This window comes from Pseudomonas sp. PP3, assembly GCF_905336995.1.
GTDB classification, from domain to species: domain Bacteria; phylum Pseudomonadota; class Gammaproteobacteria; order Pseudomonadales; family Pseudomonadaceae; genus Aquipseudomonas; species Aquipseudomonas reinekei.
In genome coordinates this window covers 4,887,653-4,910,387 of sequence record NZ_HG995459.1, presented here as the reverse complement: position 1 = coordinate 4,910,387, position 22,735 = coordinate 4,887,653, and the positions used below count along the sequence as shown (strand labels likewise).

General features: G+C 60.2%; 18 protein-coding genes. 13 read left to right on the top strand and 5 right to left on the bottom strand.

All coding sequences use genetic code 11. From position 1 onward, the window contains the following. Positions 1–78: 78 nt before the first annotated feature. The 10 genes from KHO07_RS22335 to pcaC all read left to right on the top strand — a co-directional run bounded on the left by KHO07_RS22335 (position 79) and on the right by pcaC (position 9,943). Complete coding sequence (locus tag KHO07_RS22335; protein WP_212625574.1) at positions 79–1,425, top strand: MFS transporter; 1,347 nt, start codon at positions 79–81, stop codon at positions 1,423–1,425. 208 nt (positions 1,426–1,633) lie between these two features. Next, positions 1,634–2,491 (top strand): CoA transferase subunit A, encoded by an 858-nt coding sequence (locus KHO07_RS22330; protein WP_150732175.1) that lies wholly within the window; start codon positions 1,634–1,636, stop codon positions 2,489–2,491. Continuing rightward, positions 2,491–3,270 (top strand): CoA-transferase subunit beta, encoded by a 780-nt coding sequence (locus KHO07_RS22325; RefSeq protein ID WP_103394508.1) that lies wholly within the window; start codon positions 2,491–2,493, stop codon positions 3,268–3,270. Before KHO07_RS22330 ends, KHO07_RS22325 begins: the two co-directional genes overlap by 1 nt. Continuing rightward, positions 3,267–4,472 carry a 3-oxoadipyl-CoA thiolase gene (gene pcaF, locus KHO07_RS22320; protein ID WP_212625573.1) on the top strand — a complete coding sequence of 402 codons (1,206 nt, stop codon included), beginning with the start codon at positions 3,267–3,269 and terminating at the stop codon, positions 4,470–4,472. Before KHO07_RS22325 ends, pcaF begins: the two co-directional genes overlap by 4 nt. 37 nt (positions 4,473–4,509) lie before the next feature. Continuing rightward, a complete protein-coding gene (gene pcaH, locus KHO07_RS22315) occupies positions 4,510–5,214 on the top strand; it encodes a protocatechuate 3,4-dioxygenase subunit beta (protein ID WP_150732177.1) in 705 nt (234 codons plus the stop codon). 1 nt (position 5,215) lies between these two features. Next, positions 5,216–5,782, top strand: a complete 567-nt coding sequence (pcaG, locus tag KHO07_RS22310; protein WP_150732178.1) for a protocatechuate 3,4-dioxygenase subunit alpha — start codon at positions 5,216–5,218, stop codon at positions 5,780–5,782. A gap of 240 nt (positions 5,783–6,022) precedes the next feature. Further along, complete coding sequence (locus tag KHO07_RS22305; RefSeq protein WP_150732179.1) at positions 6,023–7,327, top strand: MFS family transporter; 1,305 nt, start codon at positions 6,023–6,025, stop codon at positions 7,325–7,327. A gap of 45 nt (positions 7,328–7,372) precedes the next feature. Further along, positions 7,373–8,737 carry a 3-carboxy-cis,cis-muconate cycloisomerase gene (locus tag KHO07_RS22300; protein ID WP_212625572.1) on the top strand — a complete coding sequence of 455 codons (1,365 nt, stop codon included), beginning with the start codon at positions 7,373–7,375 and terminating at the stop codon, positions 8,735–8,737. An 11-nt stretch (positions 8,738–8,748) separates the two neighbouring features. Then, on the top strand, positions 8,749–9,540 hold the full coding sequence (gene pcaD / locus KHO07_RS22295) for a 3-oxoadipate enol-lactonase (protein WP_150732181.1): 792 nt from the start codon (positions 8,749–8,751) through the stop codon (positions 9,538–9,540). A gap of 10 nt (positions 9,541–9,550) precedes the next feature. After that, positions 9,551–9,943, top strand: a complete 393-nt coding sequence (pcaC, locus tag KHO07_RS22290; RefSeq protein ID WP_034146727.1) for a 4-carboxymuconolactone decarboxylase — start codon at positions 9,551–9,553, stop codon at positions 9,941–9,943. Between the two features lie 378 nt (positions 9,944–10,321). Here the strand turns inward: pcaC and KHO07_RS22285 are convergent, their stop codons facing one another. The 4 genes from KHO07_RS22285 to emhA form a co-directional block, all read right to left on the bottom strand. Then, the gene (locus KHO07_RS22285; RefSeq protein WP_212625571.1) at positions 10,322–11,581 is read right to left on the bottom strand and encodes an OprD family porin; all 1,260 of its coding nucleotides are present in this window, start codon (positions 11,579–11,581) and stop codon (positions 10,322–10,324) included. Between the two features lie 439 nt (positions 11,582–12,020). Further along, a complete protein-coding gene (gene emhC / locus KHO07_RS22280; protein ID WP_212625570.1) occupies positions 12,021–13,481 on the bottom strand; it encodes an efflux RND transporter outer membrane subunit EmhC in 1,461 nt (486 codons plus the stop codon). After that, positions 13,481–16,642, bottom strand: coding sequence for an efflux RND transporter permease subunit EmhB (gene emhB, locus KHO07_RS22275; RefSeq protein WP_212625569.1), 3,162 nt, complete (start codon positions 16,640–16,642; stop codon positions 13,481–13,483). The genes emhC and emhB overlap by 1 nt, the downstream gene beginning before the upstream one ends. A gap of 3 nt (positions 16,643–16,645) precedes the next feature. Further along, positions 16,646–17,803 carry an efflux RND transporter periplasmic adaptor subunit EmhA gene (gene emhA, locus KHO07_RS22270; protein WP_150732186.1) on the bottom strand — a complete coding sequence of 386 codons (1,158 nt, stop codon included), beginning with the start codon at positions 17,801–17,803 and terminating at the stop codon, positions 16,646–16,648. A gap of 266 nt (positions 17,804–18,069) precedes the next feature. On the opposite strand from emhA, the gene emhR reads away from it, so the two are divergent. Continuing rightward, complete coding sequence (gene emhR / locus KHO07_RS22265; RefSeq protein ID WP_150732187.1) at positions 18,070–18,702, top strand: efflux system transcriptional repressor EmhR; 633 nt, start codon at positions 18,070–18,072, stop codon at positions 18,700–18,702. Positions 18,703–19,114: 412 nt separating this feature from the next. Here the strand turns inward: emhR and KHO07_RS22260 are convergent, their stop codons facing one another. Further along, on the bottom strand, positions 19,115–19,774 hold the full coding sequence (locus KHO07_RS22260; RefSeq protein ID WP_212625568.1) for a carbonic anhydrase: 660 nt from the start codon (positions 19,772–19,774) through the stop codon (positions 19,115–19,117). 298 nt (positions 19,775–20,072) lie between these two features. Between KHO07_RS22260 and KHO07_RS22255 the strand changes: the two genes are divergently transcribed. Both KHO07_RS22255 and KHO07_RS22250 read left to right on the top strand, forming a co-directional pair. Next, on the top strand, positions 20,073–20,828 hold the full coding sequence (locus KHO07_RS22255) for a hypothetical protein (RefSeq protein ID WP_212625567.1): 756 nt from the start codon (positions 20,073–20,075) through the stop codon (positions 20,826–20,828). Between the two features lie 201 nt (positions 20,829–21,029). After that, complete coding sequence (locus tag KHO07_RS22250; protein WP_212625566.1) at positions 21,030–22,673, top strand: sensor domain-containing diguanylate cyclase; 1,644 nt, start codon at positions 21,030–21,032, stop codon at positions 22,671–22,673. Positions 22,674–22,735 lie beyond the last annotated feature (62 nt).

Below are 22,735 nucleotides of genomic sequence, written 5' to 3'. Positions count from 1 at the left end.
TCCTGTGGGTCATTAATGTCGCGGCTGCGCCAGCGTTGGCTGGCTACACCGATCGACTGTGATCCACGGATAAAAATAATGAACCAGCCTCAGTCTGCTGTAGGAAACTGCCTCGACGTGCAGTCCTTCATCAATGCTCAACCCATTTCGCGCTATCAGTGGCGGGTTGTGATTCTCTGTTTCCTCATTGTCTTTCTCGATGGCCTCGATACCGCGGCCATGGGTTTCATCGCGCCTGCGCTTTCCCAGGATTGGGGCATTGATCGCGCCAGTCTCGGGCCGGTGATGAGTGCCGCGTTGATCGGCATGGTCTTCGGCGCATTGGGTTCCGGCCCGTTGGCTGACCGCTTTGGGCGCAAAGTCGTGCTGGTCGGCGCGGTGTTGCTGTTCGGTGCGTTCAGCCTGGCTTCGGCTTACAGCACCAACGTCGAGCAACTGTTGGTGTTGCGCTTCCTGACCGGATTGGGCCTGGGCGCCGGTATGCCCAATGCCACGACGCTGCTGTCAGAATACACCCCGGAGCGCAAGAAATCCCTGCTGGTGACCAGCATGTTCTGCGGCTTCAACCTGGGCATGGCCGGTGGCGGATTTATTTCGGCCAAGTTGATTCCCGCGTTCGGTTGGCACAGCTTGCTGCTGATCGGCGGGATTCTGCCGTTGATCCTCGCCGTCGTGTTGCTGTTCTGGCTACCGGAATCGGCGCGTTTTCTTGTAGTGCGCAATCGCGGCACCGACAAAGTCCGCAAGACGCTGGCGCCGATCGACCCAACGGTGGTCGCCCAAGCCTCGAGCTTCAGTGTGCCGGAACAGAAAACCGTGAAGGCGCGCAACGTGTTTGCGGTGATCTTCTCCGGCACCTACAGCGTCGGCACTTTGTTGCTGTGGCTGACCTACTTCATGGGCCTGGTGATTGTTTACCTGCTGACCAGCTGGCTACCGACCCTGATGCGTGACAGCGGTGCGAGCATGGAACAATCGGCGTTCATTGGCGCATTGTTCCAGTTTGGCGGCGTATTGAGCGCGGTGGGTGTGGGTTGGGCGATGGACCGGTTCAATCCACACAAGGTGATCGGCATTTTCTATCTGCTGGCCGGCGTATTTGCCTACGCGGTTGGGCAGAGCCTGGGCAACATCACGCTGTTGGCGACCCTGGTGCTGGTGGCGGGGATGTGTGTCAACGGCGCGCAATCGGCGATGCCGTCGCTGGCCGCGCGGTTCTATCCGACTCAGGGGCGTGCCACCGGGGTTTCGTGGATGCTCGGGATCGGTCGCTTTGGTGCGATCCTCGGTGCCTGGATGGGCGCAACGTTGCTGGGCCTGGGTTGGAACTTCGAGCAGGTCCTGACGGCGCTGGTCATTCCGGCGGCACTGGCAACCGCAGCGGTGGTGATCAAAGGCTTGGTCAGTCATGCGGATGCGACCTGATCCTGGCTCGAAATAGCGGTGTCCTGATCGTTCCCGCGCAGGGCGTGGGAACGATCAATAGCCAGACAACAATGTGTTCGATAAACGAACACTCAGTCGATTATCGGATTGTTTGGCGTTTTTTACAGGCTTAATCTGCAGTCATTCCGGCGCTGCGCATCGGCGCCTTTTTCCACTGTCGGTTAATAACAAACGGGAGCCTGCCCCAATGGCTGAAATTCTTTCGCTGCACGACGCGGTGAAGCAATTCGTAAACGATGGCGATACCGTCGCGCTCGAAGGCTTTACTCACCTGATCCCTACGGCGGCGGGTCACGAAATCATTCGCCAGGGCAAGAAAGACCTGACCCTGGTGCGGATGACCCCTGACCTGATCTACGACCAGTTGATCGGCGCCGGTTGTGCTCGCAAGCTGATTTTCTCCTGGGGTGGCAACCCTGGCGTAGGTTCACTGCACCGTCTGCGTGACGCTGTCGAGAAGCAGTGGCCACACGCGCTGGAAATCGAAGAACACAGCCACGCTGACCTGGCCAATGCCTACGTCGCCGGTGCTTCCGGCCTGCCGTTCGCAGTGCTGCGAGCCTACGCCGGTTCCGACCTGCCAAAGGTCAATCCGCTGATCAAGTCCGTCACTTGCCCGTTCACCGGTGAAGTGCTGGCCGCCGTGCCTTCGGTGCGCCCGGACATCACCGTGATCCACGCACAGAAAGCCGACCGCAAGGGCAACGTCTTGCTCTGGGGCATTCTCGGCGTGCAGAAAGAAGCCGCACTGGCCGCCAAGCGCTGCATCGTTACCGTTGAAGAAATCGTCGACGACCTCAATGCACCGATGAACGCCTGCGTATTGCCGACCTGGGCCCTGAGCGCGGTCTGCCACGTCCCTGGCGGCGCGCATCCGTCCTACGCCCACGGTTACACCGAACGCGACAACCGTTTCTACCAGGCCTGGGACCCGATTGCCCGCGACCGCGACACCTTCACCGCGTGGATCAACGAGTACATCCACGGCAGCGCTGACTTCAGCGAGTTCCAGGCCAAACTGGCCGCCGCTTCGGAGGCGAAGTAATGACTTACACCACCAATGAAATGATGACCGTCGCCGCCGCTCGCCGCCTGAAAAACGGTTCGGTATGCTTCGTAGGCATCGGCTTGCCATCGAAAGCGGCCAACCTGGCGCGCCTGACGTCCTCGCCAGACGTCGTCCTGATCTACGAATCGGGCCCGATCGGTGCCAAGCCGAGTGTATTGCCGCTGTCGATTGGTGACGGTGAGCTGGCTGAAACCGCCGACACCGTAGTGCCGACTGGCGAAATCTTCCGCTACTGGCTGCAGGGCGGGCGGATTGACGTCGGCTTCCTCGGCGCCGCGCAAGTCGACCGTTTCGGTAACATCAACACCACCGTGGTGGGTGATTATCACGCACCTAAAGTGCGTCTGCCGGGTGCCGGTGGCGCGCCGGAAATTGCCGGTTCGGCCAAGAGCGTGCTGATCATCCTCAAACAGTCGGCGCGTTCCTTCGTCGACAAACTCGACTTCATCACGTCGGTTGGCCATGGCGAGGGCGGTGATTCGCGCAAGCGTCTCGGTCTGCCGGGCGCCGGTCCGGTCGGCATCATTACCGACCTGTGCATCATGGAGCCGGAGGAGGGTACCCACGAGTTCGTGGTCACCGCACTGCACCCGGGCGTGACCCGCGAGCAAGTGGTCGCCGCTACCGGTTGGGCGATTCGTTTTGCCGACCATGTCGAGCAAACCGCTGAGCCGACCGAGGTCGAGCTGACTGCATTGCGTGATCTCGAAGCCCGCACGGCAGCCGCCCACGGCCAAGCACCTGGAGAAGCGTGATGCGTGACGTTTATATCTGCGACGCGATTCGCACCCCGATCGGCCGTTTCGGCGGTGGCCTGTCGACGGTTCGCGCCGACGACCTGGCCGCCGTGCCGATCAAGGCCTTGATGGCGCGCAACCCGTCGGTGGACTGGACGGCGGTAGACGAGGTGTTCCTCGGCTGCGCCAACCAGGCCGGTGAGGACAACCGCAACGTCGCGCGCATGGCGCTGCTGCTGGCCGGTTTGCCGGAAAGCATTCCGGGCGTGACCCTCAATCGCCTCTGCGCTTCGGGCATGGATGCCATAGGCACTGCGTTCCGCGCTATTGCCAGTGGTGAAATGGAATTGGCGATTGCCGGTGGCGTCGAGTCGATGTCCCGCGCGCCGTTCGTGATGGGCAAGGCTGACGCTGCTTTCTCTCGCAACATGAAACTGGAAGACACCACCATCGGCTGGCGCTTCATCAACCCGTTGATGAAGGCCCAGTACGGTGTGGATGCGATGCCACAAACCGCCGACAACGTGGCGGACGATTACAAGGTGTCCCGCGCCGATCAGGACGCGTTCGCCTTGCGCAGCCAGCAACGTACCGCCGCCGCGCAAGCCGCCGGTTTTTTCGCCGAAGAAATCGTCGAAGTGCGCATTACCCACAAAAAGGGTGAAACCGTGGTCAGCCAGGATGAACATCCTCGCGCGGATACCACCCTGGAAGCCCTGAGCAAACTCAAACCGGTCAACGGTCCCGACAAAACCGTTACCGCCGGCAATGCGTCGGGCGTCAACGACGGCGCCGCCGCGTTGATCCTGGCTTCAGCCGAAGCCGTGAAGAAACACGGCCTGACTGCCCGCGCCAAAGTGCTGGGCATGGCCAGCGCCGGTGTGGCACCGCGTGTAATGGGCATTGGCCCGGTACCGGCGGTGCGTAAACTGATCGAGCGCCTCGGTGTGGCGGTCAGCGATTTCGACGTGATCGAACTCAACGAAGCCTTTGCCAGCCAGGGCCTGGCGGTGCTGCGTGAACTGGGCGTCGCCGACGACGCGGCCCAGGTCAACCCGAACGGTGGCGCCATTGCCTTGGGCCATCCGTTGGGCATGAGCGGTGCGCGTCTGGTGCTGACTGCGTTGCATCAGCTGGAGAAGACCGGTGGCAAGAAAGGCCTGGCGACCATGTGCGTCGGTGTCGGCCAGGGTCTGGCTTTGGCAATCGAACGGGTCTGACACACCCTGTCGGCTAATAAGAACTGAGGAAAAAGTAATGACTGACAAGCCTGGTTACCGTCGCCCGCAGGAGGGTACTCAGCCCGAGTACCTGCACCCGAGCTATCAATCCACCAACCTGCGCTCGCCCTCCAAGCCGTTGGTGTTTTTGCCCCATTCGCTGTCGGAAATCACCGGGCCAACCGTCGGCGCCGAGCGCGTCAACGAGAAGGACAACGACCTGACTGCCCAGCACGAAGGCGAACCTCAGGGTGAACGCATCATTATCCACGGCCGCGTGCTGGACGAAAACGGTCTGCCGGTGCCGGGGATTCTGGTGGAGATCTGGCAGGCCAACGCCGCCGGTCGCTACGCCCATGCCCGTGACCTGCACGACGCGCCGCTGGATCCGAACTTCACCGGTACCGGCCGCACCGTGACCGACGCCGATGGCTGGTACCAGTTCCAGACCATCAAGCCCGGTGCGTATCCGTGGGGTAACCACCACAACGCCTGGCGCCCGGCGCACATCCACTTCTCGCTGTTCGGCCCGAGCATCCTGACGCGGCTGGTCACGCAAATGTATTTCCCGGGCGACCCGCTGCTGGCCTATGACCCGATCTACAACTGCGTGCCCGACACTAGCGCCAAAGAGCGTTTGATCGCCACGTTCGATCTGGAAAAAACCATCCCTTCCTATGCCCTCGGTTATCGCTGGGACATCGTTTTGCGCGGCCGCGACGCCACGCCGATGGAGAAATAAGATGACGCTGACTGCGACCACGTCCCACACCGTCGGACCGTACTACCACATCGGCCTGACCTGGCTGAACCGCGAAAACCTGACTGTCGAGCAAACCCTGGGCGAGCGCGTGGCGATCACCGGGCAAGTGGTCGATGGCAACGGCGATGTCGTCAACGACGCCATGCTGGAAGTCTGGCAGGCCAACGCCGCCGGCAAGTATGACCACCCGGAGGACGACCAGGAAAAACCCCTGGACCCGAACTTCGAAGGCTTTGGCCGGGTGCCGGTGGATGCCGAGGGGCGCTTCCGGTTTACCACCATCAAGCCGGGCACGGTCGAGGGCCTCAAGGGCACGACCCAGGCGCCGCACCTTGTGGTTCTGGTGTTTGCCCGTGGTTTGGTCAAGCACTTGCTGACGCGGATCTACTTCGATGGCGAACCGGCCAACGTCGACGATCCGTTGCTCGAATGTGTACCGGCCGAGCGCCGGACTACGCTGATGGCGAAGCAGGATGCGAGCGGTGTGTATCAGTGGAACGTCATCCTGCAAGGCACTGATGCCGAGACGGTGTTCTTCGATTACTGATTGGATACAGAACTTGTGGCGAGGGAGCTTGCTCCCGCTGGCTCGCGAAGCGAGCCCAAACCCGGCGATCACGATAAATCAGGCAGACCACGTCGGCCGAATTTACGACTGCTTCGCAGCCGAGCGGGAGCAAGCTCCCTCGCCACGGGAACGTGTGTTGGCTTTAGGCTTATGCATCTGCGGAACGGGACTGTTGCAAAGTGTGTCTAGACTCTCACAGTCCCCATTGAGTAAAAAACAATGACAACGACCACCGCTACAGAACCTCTATACACCGGCGAAGAACGCAGCAAGCGGATCTTCGCCATTGTCGGTGCCTCGTCCGGCAACCTCGTCGAATGGTTCGACTTCTACGTCTACGCCTTCTGCGCGATTTATTTCGCCCCGGCTTTTTTTCCGTCAGACAACCCCACGGTGCAGCTGGTAAACACGGCAGGCGTGTTCGCCGCCGGGTTCCTGATGCGACCGATCGGCGGCTGGATCTTCGGCCGTGTCGCGGACAAGCACGGGCGCAAGAACTCGATGCTGATCTCGATTCTGATGATGTGCTTCGGCTCGCTGCTCATCGCCTGCTTGCCCACCTATAAAGACATCGGCGTCTGGGCTCCGATCCTGTTGCTGTTCGCGCGCTTGCTGCAAGGTTTGTCGGTGGGCGGCGAGTACGGCACCACCGCGACTTACATGAGCGAAGTGGCGCTCAAGGGCCAACGCGGTTTCTTCGCTTCGTTCCAGTACGTGACCCTGATTGGTGGACAGTTGCTGGCCGTGTCGCTGGTGGTGATCCTGCAACAGTTCCTCACAGAGGAAGACCTGCGTGCCTACGGCTGGCGGATTCCGTTCGTGGTCGGTGCGGTGGCGGCGTTGATTTCGCTGTTCCTGCGTCGTTCGCTGAAGGAAACCACCAGCAAGGAAATGCGTGAAAACAAAGACGCCGGCAGCATCCGCGCACTGTTTCGCGACCACAAAGCCGCGTTCATCACCGTGCTGGGTTACACCGCCGGTGGCTCGCTGATTTTCTACACCTTCACCACTTACATGCAGAAATACCTGGTGAACACCGCCGGCATGCACGCCAAGACCGCCAGCTACATCATGACCGGCGCGCTGTTCCTGTACATGTGCATGCAGCCGCTGTTCGGCATGCTCGCCGACAAAATCGGTCGACGTAATTCGATGCTCTGGTTCGGTGGCCTTGGTACCTTGTTCACGGTGCCCATCCTGCTGAGCCTGAAAACTGTCGGCAGCCCATTCCTGGCCTTTGTGTTGATTACCCTGGCCTTGGCGATCGTCAGTTTCTATACCTCGATCAGCGGCCTGGTGAAAGCCGAAATGTTCCCGCCGGAAGTGCGCGCATTGGGCGTGGGCCTGGCGTATGCGGTGGCGAATGCGATCTTCGGCGGTTCGGCGGAATTTGTGGCCCTGAGCCTGAAGAACGTGGGCATGGAAAACTCCTTCTACTGGTACGTGACGGCGATGATGGCGATCGCCTTCCTGTTCAGCCTGCGTTTGCCGAAACAGGCGAAGTATCTGCATCACGATCTTTGATCTTCACGCGCGGGCCGCCAAGGCCCGCGCCTTCAGGAACTGTTTATGAACCAGCGACCGGGCAACCAATTGTTCGATGCCTATTTCACTGCCCGCGATATGCGTGAAGTGTTCTGCGATCAGGGCCGGGTCCAGGCCATGCTTGACTTCGAAGCCGCGCTGGCCCGAGCCGAAGCGCGGGTCGGGTTGATTCCGCAGTCTGCGGTGGCGCCGATCAGTGCGGCGTGCCAAGCCGGGCATTACGATTTCGCGGCCCTCGGCGAGGCGATTGCCGTCGCCGGCAACTCGGCGATTCCGTTGGTCAAGGCACTGGGCAAACAGATCGCTTCGCACCATGCCGAGGCTGAGCGCTACGTGCATCTGGGCGCGACCAGTCAGGACGTGATGGACAGCGGCCTGGTCCTGCAACTGCGGCAGGCGCTGGAACTGATCGAAAACGACCTGGCGCAATTGGGGCAAATCCTCGCGGACCAGGCCCAGCGTTATGCGGCGACACCATTGGCCGGGCGCACCTGGCTGCAGCACGCTACCCCGGTGACCCTCGGCATGAAAATCGCCGGTTGGCTGGGGGCGGTGACGCGCAGCCGTCAGCGACTGGTTGAACTCAAACCGCGTCTGCTGGTGCTGCAATTCGGTGGTGCTTCCGGAACGCTCGCGGCCCTCGGCGACCAGGCCATGCCGATTGCCCAGGCGCTGGCTGAAGAGCTGCAACTGACATTGCCCGATCAACCGTGGCACACCCAGCGCGACCGGGTGGTGGAATTTGGCGCGGTGCTTGGCCTCATTGCCGGTAGCCTCGGCAAGCTCGGCCGCGACATCAGCCTGCTGATGCAAACCGAGGCCGGCGAAGTGTTCGAGCCTTCGGCGCCAGGCAAGGGCGGCTCGTCGACCATGCCGCATAAACGCAACCCGGTCGGCGCGGCGGTGTTGATCGGCGCGGCGACCCGTGTGCCGGGCCTGCTGTCGACGCTGTTCAGCGCCATGCCGCAAGAACATGAGCGCAGCTTGGGGTTGTGGCATGCCGAGTGGGAAACCCTGCCGGAAATTTGCTGCCTGGTGTCCGGCAGCTTGCAGCAGGCGCTATTGGTCGCCCAAGGTCTGGAAGTGGACGCCGAGCGTATGGCCCGCAACCTCGACCTGACTCAAGGCCTGGTGCTCGCCGAAGCGGTGAGCATCGTCCTCGCGCAACGGGTTGGCCGCGATACCGCGCATCATCTGCTGGAACAATGCTGTAAACGCGCCGTGGCCGAACAGCGTCATCTGCGCGCGGTACTCGGCGACGAACCGCAAGTGACTGCCGAACTGACGGCCGCCGAACTCGATCATCTGCTGGACCCCGCCCATTACCTCGGTCAGGCCAAAACCTGGGTCGAGCGAGCGGTGGCTGAACATTCTGCGTTGACTGCCTGAAGGAGATTGCTGTGGCTTTCGTACAACTCGCCGATGGCGAACTGAATTACCAAGTTGACGGTCCGGTCGATGCGCCGGTGCTGGTGCTGTCCAACTCATTGGGTACCGACCTGCACATGTGGGACGCGCAAATCCCGGCGTTCACTGAGCATTTTCGCGTGCTGCGTTTCGACACCCGGGGTCACGGCAAGTCGCTGGTAACGCCGGGGCCGTACAGCATCGAGCAACTGGGCCGCGATGTGCTGGCGCTGCTGGATGCGCTGCACATCGAGCGCGCGCATTTCTGCGGGTTGTCCATGGGCGGCTTGATCGGGCAGTGGCTGGGAATCAATGCCGGCGAGCGCTTGAACAAACTGATCGTGTGCAACACCGCGGCGAAAATCGGCGATCCGTCGGTGTGGGACCCGCGTATTGAGATGGTCTTGCGTGATGGTCAGGCCGCCATGGTTGCCCTGCGCGATGCGTCGATTGCACGCTGGTTCACCCCGGACTTCTCCGAAGCCAACCCGGCGGCGGCCAAGCAGATTACCGACATGCTGGCGGCGACTTCGCCTGAGGGCTATGCGGCCAACTGTGCGGCGGTGCGTGATGCCGACTTCCGCGACCAGCTGTCGTCGATCAAGGTGCCGCTGCTGGTGGTTGCCGGCGCGCAGGATGCGGTGACACCACCGTCCGGCGGGCATTTCATTCAGGAACATGTGGCGGGTGCCGAGTACGCCGAGTTCTACGCGGCGCACCTGTCCAACGTGCAGGCCGGTGACGCGTTCAGCCAGCGGGTCCTGACGTTTTTGTTGGCTCAATAAGGGGATTGTTGTGGACGAGAAGCAACGTTACGACGAGGGAATGAACGTTCGTCGCGCGGTATTGGGCGACGCCCACGTCGATCGCAGCCTGACCACCCTGACCGAGTTCAACTCGGAGTTTCAGGAAATGATCACCCGCCACGCCTGGGGTGACATCTGGACGCGCCCGGGCCTGCCGCGCCACACCCGCAGCCTGATCACCATCGCCATGCTGATCGGCATGAACCGCGAAGGCGAACTCAAACTGCACCTGCGCGCCGCCGCCAACAACGGCGTGAGCCGTGGCGAGATCAAGGAAGTGATCATGCAAAGCGCGATTTACTGCGGCATCCCGGCAGCCAATGCGACATTCCACCTGGCGGAGTCGGTGTGGGATGAATTGGGAGTTGAATCGCGGGAGTGATCCCGCGATTGTTGTTGCCTGAACTGACGCCATCGCGGGCAAGCCCGCTCCCACAGTGGTCCGGTGTGAACGCCAATTTTGTGGTCACTGAAGATCCCTGTAGGAGCTGGCTTGCCAGCGATGGCGTCAGCGAAATCGCCATCGCGGGCAAGCCCGCTCCTACAGTGGTCCGGTGTGAGCGCCAATTTTGTGGTCACTGAAGATGCCTGCAGGAGCTGGCTTGCCCGCGATGGCGTCAGCGAAATCGCCATCGCGGGCAAGCCCGCTCCCACAGTGGTCCGGTGTGAGCGCCAATTCTGTGGTCACTGAAGATCCCTGTGGGAGCTGGCTTGCCAGCGATGGCGTCAGCGAGATCGCCATCGCGGGCAAGTCATGCTCCTACAACAGGCTGATCGGGTAGCTGATGATCAAGCGGTTCTCATCGAACTCGTTGTTGCTGTAATCCCGGCGCATGGTCGAGTTACGCCATTTCACGTTCAGGTCCTTCAGCGCACCGCTTTGCACGGTGTAGCCCAGTTCACTTTCACGTCCCCATTCCTTGCCGTCGGTGATGGTGCCGGTGTGCACGTTGTCGCCGCTGATGTAGCGGTTCATCAGGGTCAGGCCCGGCACGCCGAGGGCGACGAAATTGTAGTCGTGACGCACCTGCCAGGATTTCTCCCGGGCGTTGTCGTAGCTGGAGTTGTAGCTGTCGTTGGCCAGGGTGCCGCCACTGGTGCCGTTGACCCGCATCCATGGGCTGTCGCCGGTGAGTTTCTGCAGGCCGACGTAGAAGGTGTTGCCGCCGTATTTGGCCGAGAGCAGACTGTACATGGTTTTGTTGTCGAGCTCACCGGCGCGGGCGCTGCCGTCATCCTTGCCATAGAAGAAACCGAGGTTGGCGCCCAGAGTCCAGTCACCCAGCGGCTGGCTGTGGGTCAGGTTGATGAACTGCTGGCTGTAGATGTCCTTGAGTTCGGCGTTCCACAGGCCGATCTGCGTGCGCTTTTCGTTGAACAGGTATTCGCCGCCCTGAAAGTTGAAACGGTCGGAGGTGAACGCCGCTTTGCCGGTCATCGACATGTCGTCCATGCTGCTGTCATCGCGGGGGCTGTTCTGGCGGAACTGGCCGCCGTACAGCGTCAGGCCCGCGATTTCCTTCGAGGTGATCTGCCCGCCGCGGAAGGTTTGCGGCAGTGAACGCCCATCGTCCGAACGCAGGATCGGCAGCACCGGCATCCACTCGCCAACCTTCACTTCGGTCTGCGACAGCTTGGCCTTGAACGCCACGTTGGTGCGCCCGAAGTTGTCGGCCGGGCGGCCGTCACTGTTCAACGGCAGCAGTGCCGTACCGCCAGTGCCTTTACCGCCATCGAGTTTCACCGAATACAACCCCAGCACATCCATACCAAAACCGACGGTGCCCTGGGTGAACCCGGACTTGGCGTCGAGGATAAAGCTTTGCGTCCATTCTTCAGCCTTGCCCTGGGTCTTGGTCGGGTTGGTGAAGTTGCGGTTGATGTAGAAGTTGCGCAGGTTCAGGTTGACCTTGGCCCCTTCAACGAAACCAGATTCCTCGGCGTGGGCGGGCAGGGCGGCGGCCGCGAGGGCCAGGGCGATCAGGCTGGGAACAAAATACTGCGCAGGAGAAGGCGTCATGGGCTCGGGTCTCTCTAATTTTTGTAGATAAAGCGAGGGTGATGCCGCAACTCTTCAGTTGCAGACGAATACGGGAAAACAGGGCAAACGAATCGGGATCAGCCGGACAGGGCGGGGCGCGGGGGCATGCTGTAGAACCTGTTGTTTTTAGTCTTGTGGAGCGGATGGTGCGGGGAATGTACTGGATGGTTCAATCGGTGAAAGCGGGTTTTGGGCGATTATCGAACGTAAGATTGATCCGGGTTTTTGTGCTGTTCTTCAGCGCTTCATCGCTGGCAAGCCAGCTCCCACCGGTTCACAGTGGACCCTGAAATTTACGTACGACACGGACACTGTGGGAGCTGGCTTGCCAGCGATGAAGCCCGCACGGCTAACACCGCTTTTCCCGCAACCAACAAAAAGCCCACCAAAAGGTGGGCTTCGTATGTTCACCGCGGTATCAGAACAACTTCAACTTCGGCGCTTCTTCCTTCAACGGCTCGACCTTCGCCGTCTGTTCGTTCCAGCCACCCCCCAGTGCCTTGTACAGGTTCACTGCGCTGACCAGTTGCGCCAGGCGGTCAGTAATCAGCACTTGTTGTGCGCTGAACAGCTGACGCTGGGCATCGAGGAAGGTCAGGTTGCTGTCGACACCGATACGGTAGCGACGCTCGGCCAGGCGGTAGTAATCCTGGTTGGCGCTGACGAAGTCACGCTGAGCCTGCAACTGCTGGGTGTAGGTCTGGCGGGCAGCCAGGCCGTCGGCGACTTCCTGGAAGGCCGTTTGAATGGACTTCTCGTAGTTCGCCACGCCGATGTCTTTCTGGATCTTCGAGTAGTCCAGGCTGGCACGCAGGCTGCCGGCGTTGAAGATCGGCAGGTTGATCTGCGGCTGGAACAGCCAGGTGCCCGAACCGCCCTTGAACAGACCGGACAAGTCCGGGCTCAGGGTCCCGGCGTTGGCGGTCAGGCTGATGCTCGGGAAGAACGCTGCGCGCGCCGCGCCGATATTGGCGTTGGCCGCTTTCAGGTTGTATTCGGCTTGCAGGATGTCCGGACGACGTTGCAGCAGGTCGGACGGCAGGCCCGGCGGTACGTCGCTCAGCAGATCGTCCGCCAGCGGTTTGGCCGCTTGCAGGTTGGCTGGAATGCCGGTGCCGAGCAGCAGCACCAGGCTGTTCTCATCCTGGGCGACCTGGCGGGTGTACTTCGCCAGTTGTGCACGGGCGTTTTCCACCGAGGTCCGCGACTGCGCCAGGTCCAGCGCCGAGGCGACCCCCACTTCGTTGCTGCGGGCGGTGAGCTTGTAGCTCTCCTCGAACGCGGCCAGGGTGTCCTGGGTCAGCTTGAGCAGTTCCTTGTCAGCCTGCCAGGTCAGGTAGGCGTTGGCCACGCTGGCCACCAGGCTGATCTGAGTGCTGCGACGGCCTTCTTCAGTGGCGAAGTACTGCTGCAGTGCTTCTTCGTTCAGGCTGCGAATTCGACCGAACAGGTCGAGTTCGTAGGCGCTGACACCGACGGTGGCCGAGTAGGAACTGGTGATGCTCGATTCGCCGGTCTGCGACGCATCGGCCGGAACCCGTTGACGGCTACCGGTGCCATTGGCCGAAACAGCCGGGAACAGGTCGGCGCGGGAGATGCGGTATTGAGCCGCAAACGCGTCGATGTTCAGGGCCGCGACGCGCAGGTCACGGTTGTTTTCCAGGGAAACCTGAATCAGCTGCTGCAGCGCCGGGTCATGGAAAAACTGCTTCCAGCCCTGCTCGGCAGCGGCCTGAGCCGGCGCCTGGGCCGGCGAATACGCCGGCCCTTGAGGGTATTGGCCCGCCACCGGAGCATCCGGTTGCTGATAATCAGGTATCAGCGAACAGCCACCGAGCACGAAGGCGGCGACTGCCAGGGAGAGTAGCGACTTGCTCATTAGCCAGCCTCTTTAGGAGTTTCAGTAGCGTCTTCCTGGTCGACGTTTTTACGCTGACCCATGGCCGACACAGTGACGAAGAACAGTGGGACCCAGAAGATCGCCAGTACGGTTGCCGTGATCATACCGCCAATCACCCCGGTACCGATGGCATGCTGGCTACCCGAGCCTGCGCCCGTGGAGATCGCCAGGGGTACCACACCGAGGACGAAGGCGAGCGAGGTCATGATGATCGGTCGCAGACGCATGCGGCAGGCTTCGATGGCCGCCTCGCGCAGGCTGCGTCCCTGTTCGTGCAGTTCCTTGGCGAACTCGACGATGAGGATGGCGTTTTTCGCCGCCAGACCGATGGTCGTCAACAAGCCCACCTGGAAGTACACGTCGTTGGACAAGCCGCGCAGGCTGGTGGCCATCAGCGCACCGATGATCCCCAGCGGCACCACCAACATCACCGCGATCGGAATCGACCAGCTTTCATACAGCGCCGCCAGACACAGGAACACCATCAGCAGCGACAGGGCATACAGCGCTGGCGCTTGCGAGCCGGACAAACGTTCCTCGTACGACAAACCGGTCCAGGAAATACCGACACCGGCCGGCAGTTTCTTGGCAATGGCTTCGACTTCGGCCATCGCTTCACCGGTGGAGTAACCCGGGGCCGGGGCGCCGAGGATTTCCATCGCTTCCACGCCGTTGTAACGGGCCAGTTTCGGCGAGCCGTAAATCCATTCACCCTTGGCGAACGCCGAGAACGGAACCATGGTGCCGGCGCTGTTGCGCACGTACCACTTCTTCAAGTCTTCAGGGCTCATGCGCGCCCCCGGCTGGCCTTGTACGTAAACCTTCTTCACCCGACCGCGGTCGATGAAGTCGTTGACGTAGCTACTACCCAAGGCGATCGACAGGGTGTTGTTGATGTCCGCGATGGTAATGCCCAGGGCACTGGCCTTCTCGTCATCGATTTCCAGCTGGTATTGCGGCTCGTCGTTCAGGCCGTTCGGACGGACCTGAGCCAGGATCTTGCTCTGCGCGGCCATGCCGAGGAACTGGTTACGCGCTTCCATCAGTTTCTCGTGACCGATACCGGCGCGGTCCTGCAGGAACACGTCGAAACCGGTGGCGTTACCCAACTCCAGTACCGCTGGCGGAGCGAAGGCGAACACCATGGCATCGCGGAAGGTGAAGAAGTGCTGTTGGGCACGGGCCGCCACCTTGAACACGCTGTTGTCGGCGTTACGATCGCCCCACGGGCGCAGCATGATGAACGCCATACCCGAGCTCTGGCCACGGCCGGCGAAGTTGAAGCCGGTCACGGTAAACACCGAGTTCACCGCATCGCCTTCACCACCGTCCTTGCTCGGACGCAGCAGGAATTCACGCATTTCGTCCACGACCACTTGGGTACGCTGGGCGGTCGAACCGGCCGGCGTCTGCACCTGGGCGAACAGTACGCCCTGGTCTTCCTCAGGCAGGAACGCGGTTGGAATGCGGGTGAACAGCCAGATCATGCCAACAACGATGATCAGGTACGCCAGCAGATACGGCGCCTTGTGCGTGAGCATGCTGCCCACGCCGCGCTCGTAGCTTTTGACGCCACGGTCGAAGTTGCGGTTGAACCAGCCGAAGAAGCCGCGTTTCGGGGTGCCGTGGTCGCCTTTCGCAATCGGCTTGAGCATGGTGGCGCAGAGCGCCGGGGTGAAGATCAGCGCAACCAGTACCGACAGGGCCATGGCCGAGACGATGGTGATCGAGAACTGCTTGTAGATTACACCGGTGGAACCGCTGAAGAACGCCATCGGCAGCAGTACCGCCGACAGTACCAGGGCGATACCCACCAGGGCGCCCTGGATCTGGCCCATGGATTTCTTGGTAGCTTCCTTGGGCGACAGGCCTTCTTCGCTCATCACCCGTTCGACGTTTTCCACCACGACGATGGCATCGTCCACCAGCAAACCGATGGCCAGCACCATACCGAACATGGTCAGGGTGTTGATGCTGAAACCGGCTGCCGCGAGGATCCCGAACGTACCCAGCAACACCACCGGAACGGTCATGGTGGTGATGATGGTGGCGCGGAAGTTCTGCAGGAACAGGAACATCACCAGGAACACCAACGCTACCGCTTCAACCAGGGTGTGAACCACGCCCTTGATCGACTCGGTCACCACCGGCGTGGTGTCGTACGGGAACACCACTTCCATCCCTTGCGGGAAGAACGGCTTGAGGCTGTCGATGGTGGTACGCAGTGCCTTGGCGGTATCCAGCGCGTTGGCGCCGGTGGCCAGTTTCACCGCCAGACCGGACGCCGGAGCGCCGTTGAACTGAGCGTTGATGCTGTAGTTCTCGCCACCCAGGCCAACTTCGGCGACATCTTTCAAGCGAACTTGAGAACCGTCCTTGTTGACCTTGAGCAGGATCTTGTCGAATTGCTCGGCGGTCTGCAGACGGGTCTTGCCGATGATCGTCGCGTTCAGCTGCGTGCCGGGCAGGGCAGGCAGGCCGCCGAGTTGACCGGACGACACCTGCACGTTCTGTGCGGCAATGGCGGTCTTGACGTCGATCGGGGTCAGGTTGAAGTTGTTCAACTTGGCCGGGTCGAGCCAGATACGCATGGCGTACTGGGAACCGAACACCTGGAAGTCACCGACACCGGCGGTCCGCGAGATCGGGTCCTGCATGTTGGACACGATGTAGTTCGACAGGTCGTCCTTGGTCATGCTGCCGTCGCGCGACACCACGCCGATGACCAGCAGGAAGTTCTTCACTGCCTTGGTCACGCGGATACCCTGTTGCTGCACTTCTTGCGGCAGCAGCGGGGTGGCCAGGTTCAGCTTGTTCTGGACCTGAACCTGCGCGGTATCGGAGTTGGTGCCTTGCTCGAAGGTCGCGGTGATGGTCATGGTGCCGTCGGAGTTACTTTCCGAAGACACATAACGCAGGTTGTCGATACCGTTGAGCTGCTGCTCGATCACCTGAACCACGGTGTCCTGCACGGTTTGCGCAGAAGCGCCCGGGTAGGTCACGGAAATGGCGATCGCAGGCGGCGCGATGCTCGGGTATTGGTTGATCGGCAACTTGAGGATCGATAGTGCCCCGACCAGCATGATCACCAGGGCGATTACCCAGGCGAAAATCGGACGGTCGATAAAAAATTTCGACATGGTTTACTCCCCTTTGCCGCCAGACGCTTTATCAGCTGCCTGTGCGGGGGCCGGGTTTTTTGCGGCAACGTTGGTCGCCTCGCTGGCTTTGACTTCGACGCCCGGTTTGACGTATTGCAGGCCTTCGGTGATCAGGCGATCGCCGGCTTTCAGGCCATCTTCGATCAGCCATTGGTTGCCGACAGTGCGGCTGGCCTTGAGCTGACGCAGTTCAACCTTGTTGTCCGGGCCGACGACCAGTGCGGTCGGCGTGCCTTTGAGGTCGCGGGTCACGCCTTGCTGCGGGGCCAGAATCGCCGCGCTGTTCACACCGGCCTGCAACTGGGCGTGCACGAACATGCCCGGCAACAGCGTGTGGTCAGGGTTCGGGAATACCGCGCGCAGGGTGACGGAACCGGTGGTCTGGTCAACCGAGACTTCGGAGAACTCCAGCTTGCCATCGAGTTTGTACTGGCTGCCGTCTTCGAGGGTCAGCTTGACCTTGGCCGAGTTGTCGCCGGCCTTCTGCAAGCGACCGCTTTCCAGTTCGCGGCGCAGCTCGAGCAGCTCGACCGAGGACTGGGTCACGTCGACGTAGATCGGGTCGAGTTGCTGAATCACCGCCATCGCCTCGACCTGGGCATTGCTGACCAGTGCGCCTTCGGTCACCGAAGAACGACCGATACGACCGGTCAACGGGGCATAGACCTTGGTGTAGCGCACGTTGATCTGGGCCGATTGCAGTGCGGCTTCCGATTGCAGGCGGTTGGCGACCGCGGTGTCGTATTCCTGACGGCTTACGGCTTGCTCGTCGACCAGTTGCTTGTAGCGGTCGGAGATCGACTTGGTCGAACGCAGGTTGGCTTCGGCGCTTTTCAGGGTCGCTTCATAGACCGACGGGTCGATCTGATAGAGCTGTTGGCCGGCTTTGACGTCGCTGCCTTCCTTGAACAGACGCTTGAGAATGATGCCGTTGACCTGTGGACGCACTTCAGCAATGCGGAATGCACTGGTGCGGCCGGGCAGTTCGGAGGTCAGCGTAAACGTTTGCGGTTGCAGGGTGACAACGCCGACCTGAGGCGGTGGTGCGGCCGGTGCCGCTTCTTCCTTTTTGCATCCGCTGAGCAGCGATGCCAGGGCGACGGCGGCGACCAGAGCGGTAAGAGCTGGCTTGAATTGCATGAAAATCCTCGGGTCAGGCGCGTAATAAACGCACAAGAAAAGATGGAAAGTAAAAATGGGGTGCCGGGTGGATAAGTAGCTTGCTAAGGAATATACTTACGTTCACGGCTGTTTGTAAATACCTTGGCTGTGTACCCACGCTGTTACAGAAGCCATCGAATGGCTGCAATTGTTGGCCCGGGGACGATACCCAAGAGCGATCGCCCCACTTTTATTCAGCTGATATCCAGACATCGCTGAAGCATCCTGATTGAGGTTGTACTGCCATGGTCCGTCGTACCAAAGAGGAAGCTCAAGAAACCCGCAGCCAGATTCTCGAGGCGGCTGAAAAAGCCTTTTTTGAAAGGGGCGTGGCGCGCACGACCCTGGCGGACATCGCAACCCTGGCCGGCGTTACGCGCGGGGCCATCTACTGGCATTTCAGCAACAAGGCGGATCTGGTGCAGGCCATGCTCGATAGCCTGCAAGAGCCCCTTGATGAACTGGCCAAGGCCGCCGAGAGCGAAGACGAGCTCGATCCACTGGGCTGCATGCGCCGGCTGCTGATTCATTTGTTTCATGAAGTTGCGCTGGACCCCAAGACCCGGCGCATCAACGAGATTCTGTTCCATAAGTGCGAATTCACCGATGAAATGTGCGACCTGCGTCAGCAGCGTCGTGCGGCCAGCCTTGAATGCAACACGCGCATTGGCCTGACCCTGCGTAATGCCGTCAATCGTGGGCAGTTGCCAGAAGACCTCGACACTGCCCGTGCCGCCATCAGCTTGCACGCCTATATCGATGGCATCCTGTATCAGTGGCTATTGGCCCCCGACAGTTTTGAGCTGCACATCGAGGCCGAGCGCTGGGTTGATACCGGTCTGGATCTGTTGCGTTTCAGCCCCAGCCTGCGCAAATAAAGCAAGATGCTAATCGGCGTCTTGTGTGTCAACCGTTGAAGCCGTGGATGAACAGTTCTTCACGTGCTTTGCGCTAATGGGGTGCTTTTATATACGTCCGTTCACGCGGATGACAGGTCGTCAGCGACGTAATTTGTAGGAATTTTGTGTCGATTGTGTTGGCAGTGGGTGCACTTGGCATAAACCTCAGCAAAACACCGCACGCTGTAAGAACGAGCTTGCTCGCGATGACAGTGGATCAGTCGACGGTAAATAGAATGCGATCGCCGACCTCAGACTGTCGTTCAGCTAATGGTAATTGCACGGACTTGCCCACCCATTCGAATGGCCCCGGCAGAGGCAATGCCGTTTCACCTTGCAGGGGCGCAAAAGTACTCTGGAAGTACTTCCGCCCCTGATTTGTCTGTTGGAATTACATCTGTCTGCCATTACGCGCAGCTATCGCGACGGTGGTCGGCGAATCAGCAAGAGGAACGAACTGTCGAGTCGCACCATCCAGCGCATCAATGCACCCCGCCTCGATGTCGTAGACCCAGCCGTGCAGATTCATGCGTCCCTGCTCGAGCGCAAGGGCAACCGATGGATGCGTACGCAGATTCGCCAATTGCGCGATCACGTTTTCGCGCACGAGGCCATCGAGCTTTTCGCGGGGTGTGTCGAACTCATGCGCGGCGTTGATCGCTTTTGCGGCGTCCGAGTGACGTAGCCAGTTCGCGACCGCCGGAAGATGATCCAGGCACGTGCAGCGCGAGATCGCGCCCATCGCCCCGCAGTCCGAGTGGCCGCAGATCACGATGTCCTGTACGCCAAGTACGGCGACCGCGTATTCGACGGTAGCCGACACGCCGCCGGGTTCGGGACCATAAGACGGCACAATGTTGCCGGCGTTGCGAATCACGAACAGTTCGCCCGGCTCGCGCTGCGTAAGGAGTTCGGGCACAACACGGCTGTCCGAACAGGTGACGAATAACACTTTCGGATTTTGTGCCGTCGCGAGCTGCTTGAACAGCTCGACGCGTTGCGGATAAACCTCGCGCTGAAAGCGCAAAAAACCGTCAATAATGTCACGCATCGAGTTCTCCAAATTCTGATGCCGGATGCTGACACGAGCACTCGATATGCCATCGTGCCGCAGTGGCCGCCATTATTGCAGACGTTGATCGCGCTGGCTGTACTCGATCATCAATGGACGTCGTACCGCGACCAGCACGGCAGGTGTCCGAAGCATCCTGTCTGCCTTCATCCACCGCCACATCGCGCATTTTTCAAACAGGCCCCCAAGCCAGCCACGAACCAGATGAACAAAACACCGAGAGCCCTCGGCGGTCTATTCTCAACGACTTGAGTTCACTTGAACGGGGCACCGATGTATGAATTCTCTCTGGATCGCACTGGCCATTTTCGGGTGCCTGCTAGCGTCTTCGCTTCTCATGATGCATTGGTACCCCAAGCTCGCAGTGCACCACAGGGATGAGGACACCAACACGGTCGTTCGCCTGGTCGCCAATATTTTTGTAGTCATGACGTCGCTGGTCTTTGGCCTGATGATCAACTCTGCCAAGAACACCTTTGAGTCCATCGACGCGAACTTCCATGGGTACGCAACCAGCCTGATCATTTTTGACCGGACTCTGCGTAGCTACGGGGATGCCACACAAGACACGCGCAGCCGACTGCTTGCTTATCTTGAGCGCGCGATCGAGACCCCCTATCGAGGAGACGAAGCCTTGCAGCATCGTAACAGCGAGGCGGCGAAATACCTGGATGACATAGGAAAGTCGTTGACCGGTATCAAGCCCCCGGATCGCTTCCATGAAACGATGTTTCAGGATATCCGTCAGCAATACCGTTCGCTCATCGAGCAGCGCTGGAGAATCGTCGAGCAATCGGAGGGGGCGATTCCGGGCCCATTGATCGGGATGCTGGTCGCGTGGTTGACCCTCATCTTCGCCAGTTTTGGTTACCGCGCGCCCCGGAACCCGATCGTGATCGGGATGTTTATCATCTCGTCATTGCTTATCGCGGCTTCTGTCTACCTGGTGTTAGACATGGATGAGCCATTTCACGGGCCTATCCAGATATCCGACGAGCCCCTGCGCAGGGCGCTCGCAGTCATGCAGCTCTAGGTTGTTCATTGGGCGCTTGTATTCACAGCGATTGGTGCTCGTTTAAGGGATGGACAGCGAAATGAGTAATCTTGAGAGACAGCCGGGTGTCATGCATATTGCGTGAAGCACGCGAAGGGCGCGTGATGCAGAGATATTGATATTGGCAGGGCTGCTCCGCTGAGCGGTCTCACGAAAACAGATGCGTCAAGGTAGACATCGATGGATAGAGCCAACAATCAAAAGGATTCGGCCGCTGACAAGAGGGTAGGCGATCGCCCTCCCGGCGTGGTTCTGGACTTGCGTTGGCTTATTCTCACCCTTGTGGTGCTCTCGGTACTGGCCACTTTAGGCAACAGCCTCATCACGGCCTATCGAGTGCAACGGGATGCGTTGGTAGAACATGCGCTTCAGGCAAACAGTGCTTACGCCGCGAAAGTAGCCTCAAGCCTTTCTGAATTTATTCGCTCGGCCCAGAGCCACCTGCACTACGGTGCTGTGGAGTTGGGCAAGGAGTGGGGCAATGCCAAGGAATTGCGTGCCGAAGCGATGCGTCTGCAGAAGCAGGATGCCGATTTCAATTCAATCGCGATTGTCGACGTTGATGCCCGGGTGCTGGAAGCGTATCCGGATACGCTGCAAATCATCGGTTCTACACTGAACTCCGACGCCGTTCAGAAAGCCATCGAGGCGAGGCGCCCGTTTATCAGTCCTGCTTACAAATCAGCGGCTGGCAACCTGGTCGTGTTCGTCTCTGAGCCCATCTATGATTCGTCAAACCGTTACGTTGGCATCATTGGCGGTTCAATTTACCTGCAGCAGGACAATGCGCTGCATACCTTGATCAGCCGGCATTTTTATCACACCGGGACATTTGCCTTCGTCGCGGATCAGGATCGACATCTGCTCTATCACCCCGAGGCGTCGCGAATTGGCGAAACGCTTGGATGGAGCAAGACCGTGGACGCTGCGTTACGCGGCGAGAGCGGATCCATGGAGGTGCCTAATTACAAGGGCATACCGATGCTTGCTGGATACGCTCAGGTTCCGGGCGCCGGTTGGGCTGTGGTCGCACAGCAGCCGCGCGAGGTCAGCCTTGCGCCTCTGAAGACGTTGATGGATAACGTGATTATGGGCATGGTGCCAGCTGCTCTGATCGGCTTTGTGCTCATGTGGTGGGGGGCTCTATTGATCTGTCGACCTTTGCACCAGCTTTCCAGCATCGCTGGCCAACTGTCGGCACCGCAAGCGACTGAGAAACTTCACCACGTGAAGGCTTGGTATCGGGAAGCTTTTTCTATTCGTCAAGCGATGCTGACCAGCGTGCAGCTTTTGCAAGCAAAAATAGGCCGCCTCAATCAGCAGGCGTTAACTGACCCGCTGACAGGTCTTGCCAATCGCAGGGCGATGGATGGAGAGTTGCTTGGGCTAGAGCAGGCAGGCCGCACATATTCGGTACTGTCACTGGATATCGACCATTTCAAAAAAGTGAATGATACCTTCGGCCACGACAAGGGTGACTTAGCGATCAAGCAGGTCGCTGGAACACTGGCGAGCTACTCACGCACCGGTGATCTCGCGTGTAGAGCGGGTGGAGAAGAGTTCTTGCTGATTCTGCCGGATACCGATCTCGACTCGGCGAACTTGATTGCCGAGCGAATTCGCCAAGCCATCGCTACGGGTGACATCCCTGGGGTCGGGCGTATTACCGCGTCGATCGGTATCGCTACATGTGTGCAAGCACCCACTCCCGCGGACGTTGTGCTCAAGCAGGCAGACGAATGCTTGTATCGCGCCAAACAGAGCGGGCGTAATAGAGTGGAATCGTGCCTTGCATCAACGCTTCAAAGTGCCGGACCAGAATAAGATTAATCGGGCGTATCCCCCGCGCTTTCGACTCGCTGATGGCTTGTTGATCGGCTCCAGGA

Bases quoted from the DNA above. Each gene is read 5' to 3' on its own strand.
- KHO07_RS22285 (WP_212625571.1), bottom strand. From the start codon at position 11,581: ATGACGCCTTCTCCTGCGCAGTATTTTGTTCCCAGCCTGATCGCCCTG.
- KHO07_RS22255 (WP_212625567.1), top strand. From the start codon at position 20,073: ATGAATTCTCTCTGGATCGCACTGGCCATTTTCGGGTGCCTGCTAGCG.
- KHO07_RS22260 (WP_212625568.1), bottom strand. From the start codon at position 19,774: ATGCGTGACATTATTGACGGTTTTTTGCGCTTTCAGCGCGAGGTTTAT.
- KHO07_RS22250 (WP_212625566.1), top strand. From the start codon at position 21,030: ATGGATAGAGCCAACAATCAAAAGGATTCGGCCGCTGACAAGAGGGTA.
- KHO07_RS22300 (WP_212625572.1), top strand. From the start codon at position 7,373: ATGAACCAGCGACCGGGCAACCAATTGTTCGATGCCTATTTCACTGCC.
- KHO07_RS22305 (WP_150732179.1), top strand. From the start codon at position 6,023: ATGACAACGACCACCGCTACAGAACCTCTATACACCGGCGAAGAACGC.
- KHO07_RS22330 (WP_150732175.1), top strand. From the start codon at position 1,634: ATGGCTGAAATTCTTTCGCTGCACGACGCGGTGAAGCAATTCGTAAAC.
- KHO07_RS22325 (WP_103394508.1), top strand. From the start codon at position 2,491: ATGACTTACACCACCAATGAAATGATGACCGTCGCCGCCGCTCGCCGC.
- KHO07_RS22335 (WP_212625574.1), top strand. From the start codon at position 79: ATGAACCAGCCTCAGTCTGCTGTAGGAAACTGCCTCGACGTGCAGTCC.
- emhR (WP_150732187.1), top strand. From the start codon at position 18,070: ATGGTCCGTCGTACCAAAGAGGAAGCTCAAGAAACCCGCAGCCAGATT.
- emhA (WP_150732186.1), bottom strand. From the start codon at position 17,803: ATGCAATTCAAGCCAGCTCTTACCGCTCTGGTCGCCGCCGTCGCCCTG.
- emhB (WP_212625569.1), bottom strand. From the start codon at position 16,642: ATGTCGAAATTTTTTATCGACCGTCCGATTTTCGCCTGGGTAATCGCC.
- pcaH (WP_150732177.1), top strand. From the start codon at position 4,510: ATGACTGACAAGCCTGGTTACCGTCGCCCGCAGGAGGGTACTCAGCCC.
- emhC (WP_212625570.1), bottom strand. From the start codon at position 13,481: ATGAGCAAGTCGCTACTCTCCCTGGCAGTCGCCGCCTTCGTGCTCGGT.
- pcaG (WP_150732178.1), top strand. From the start codon at position 5,216: ATGACGCTGACTGCGACCACGTCCCACACCGTCGGACCGTACTACCAC.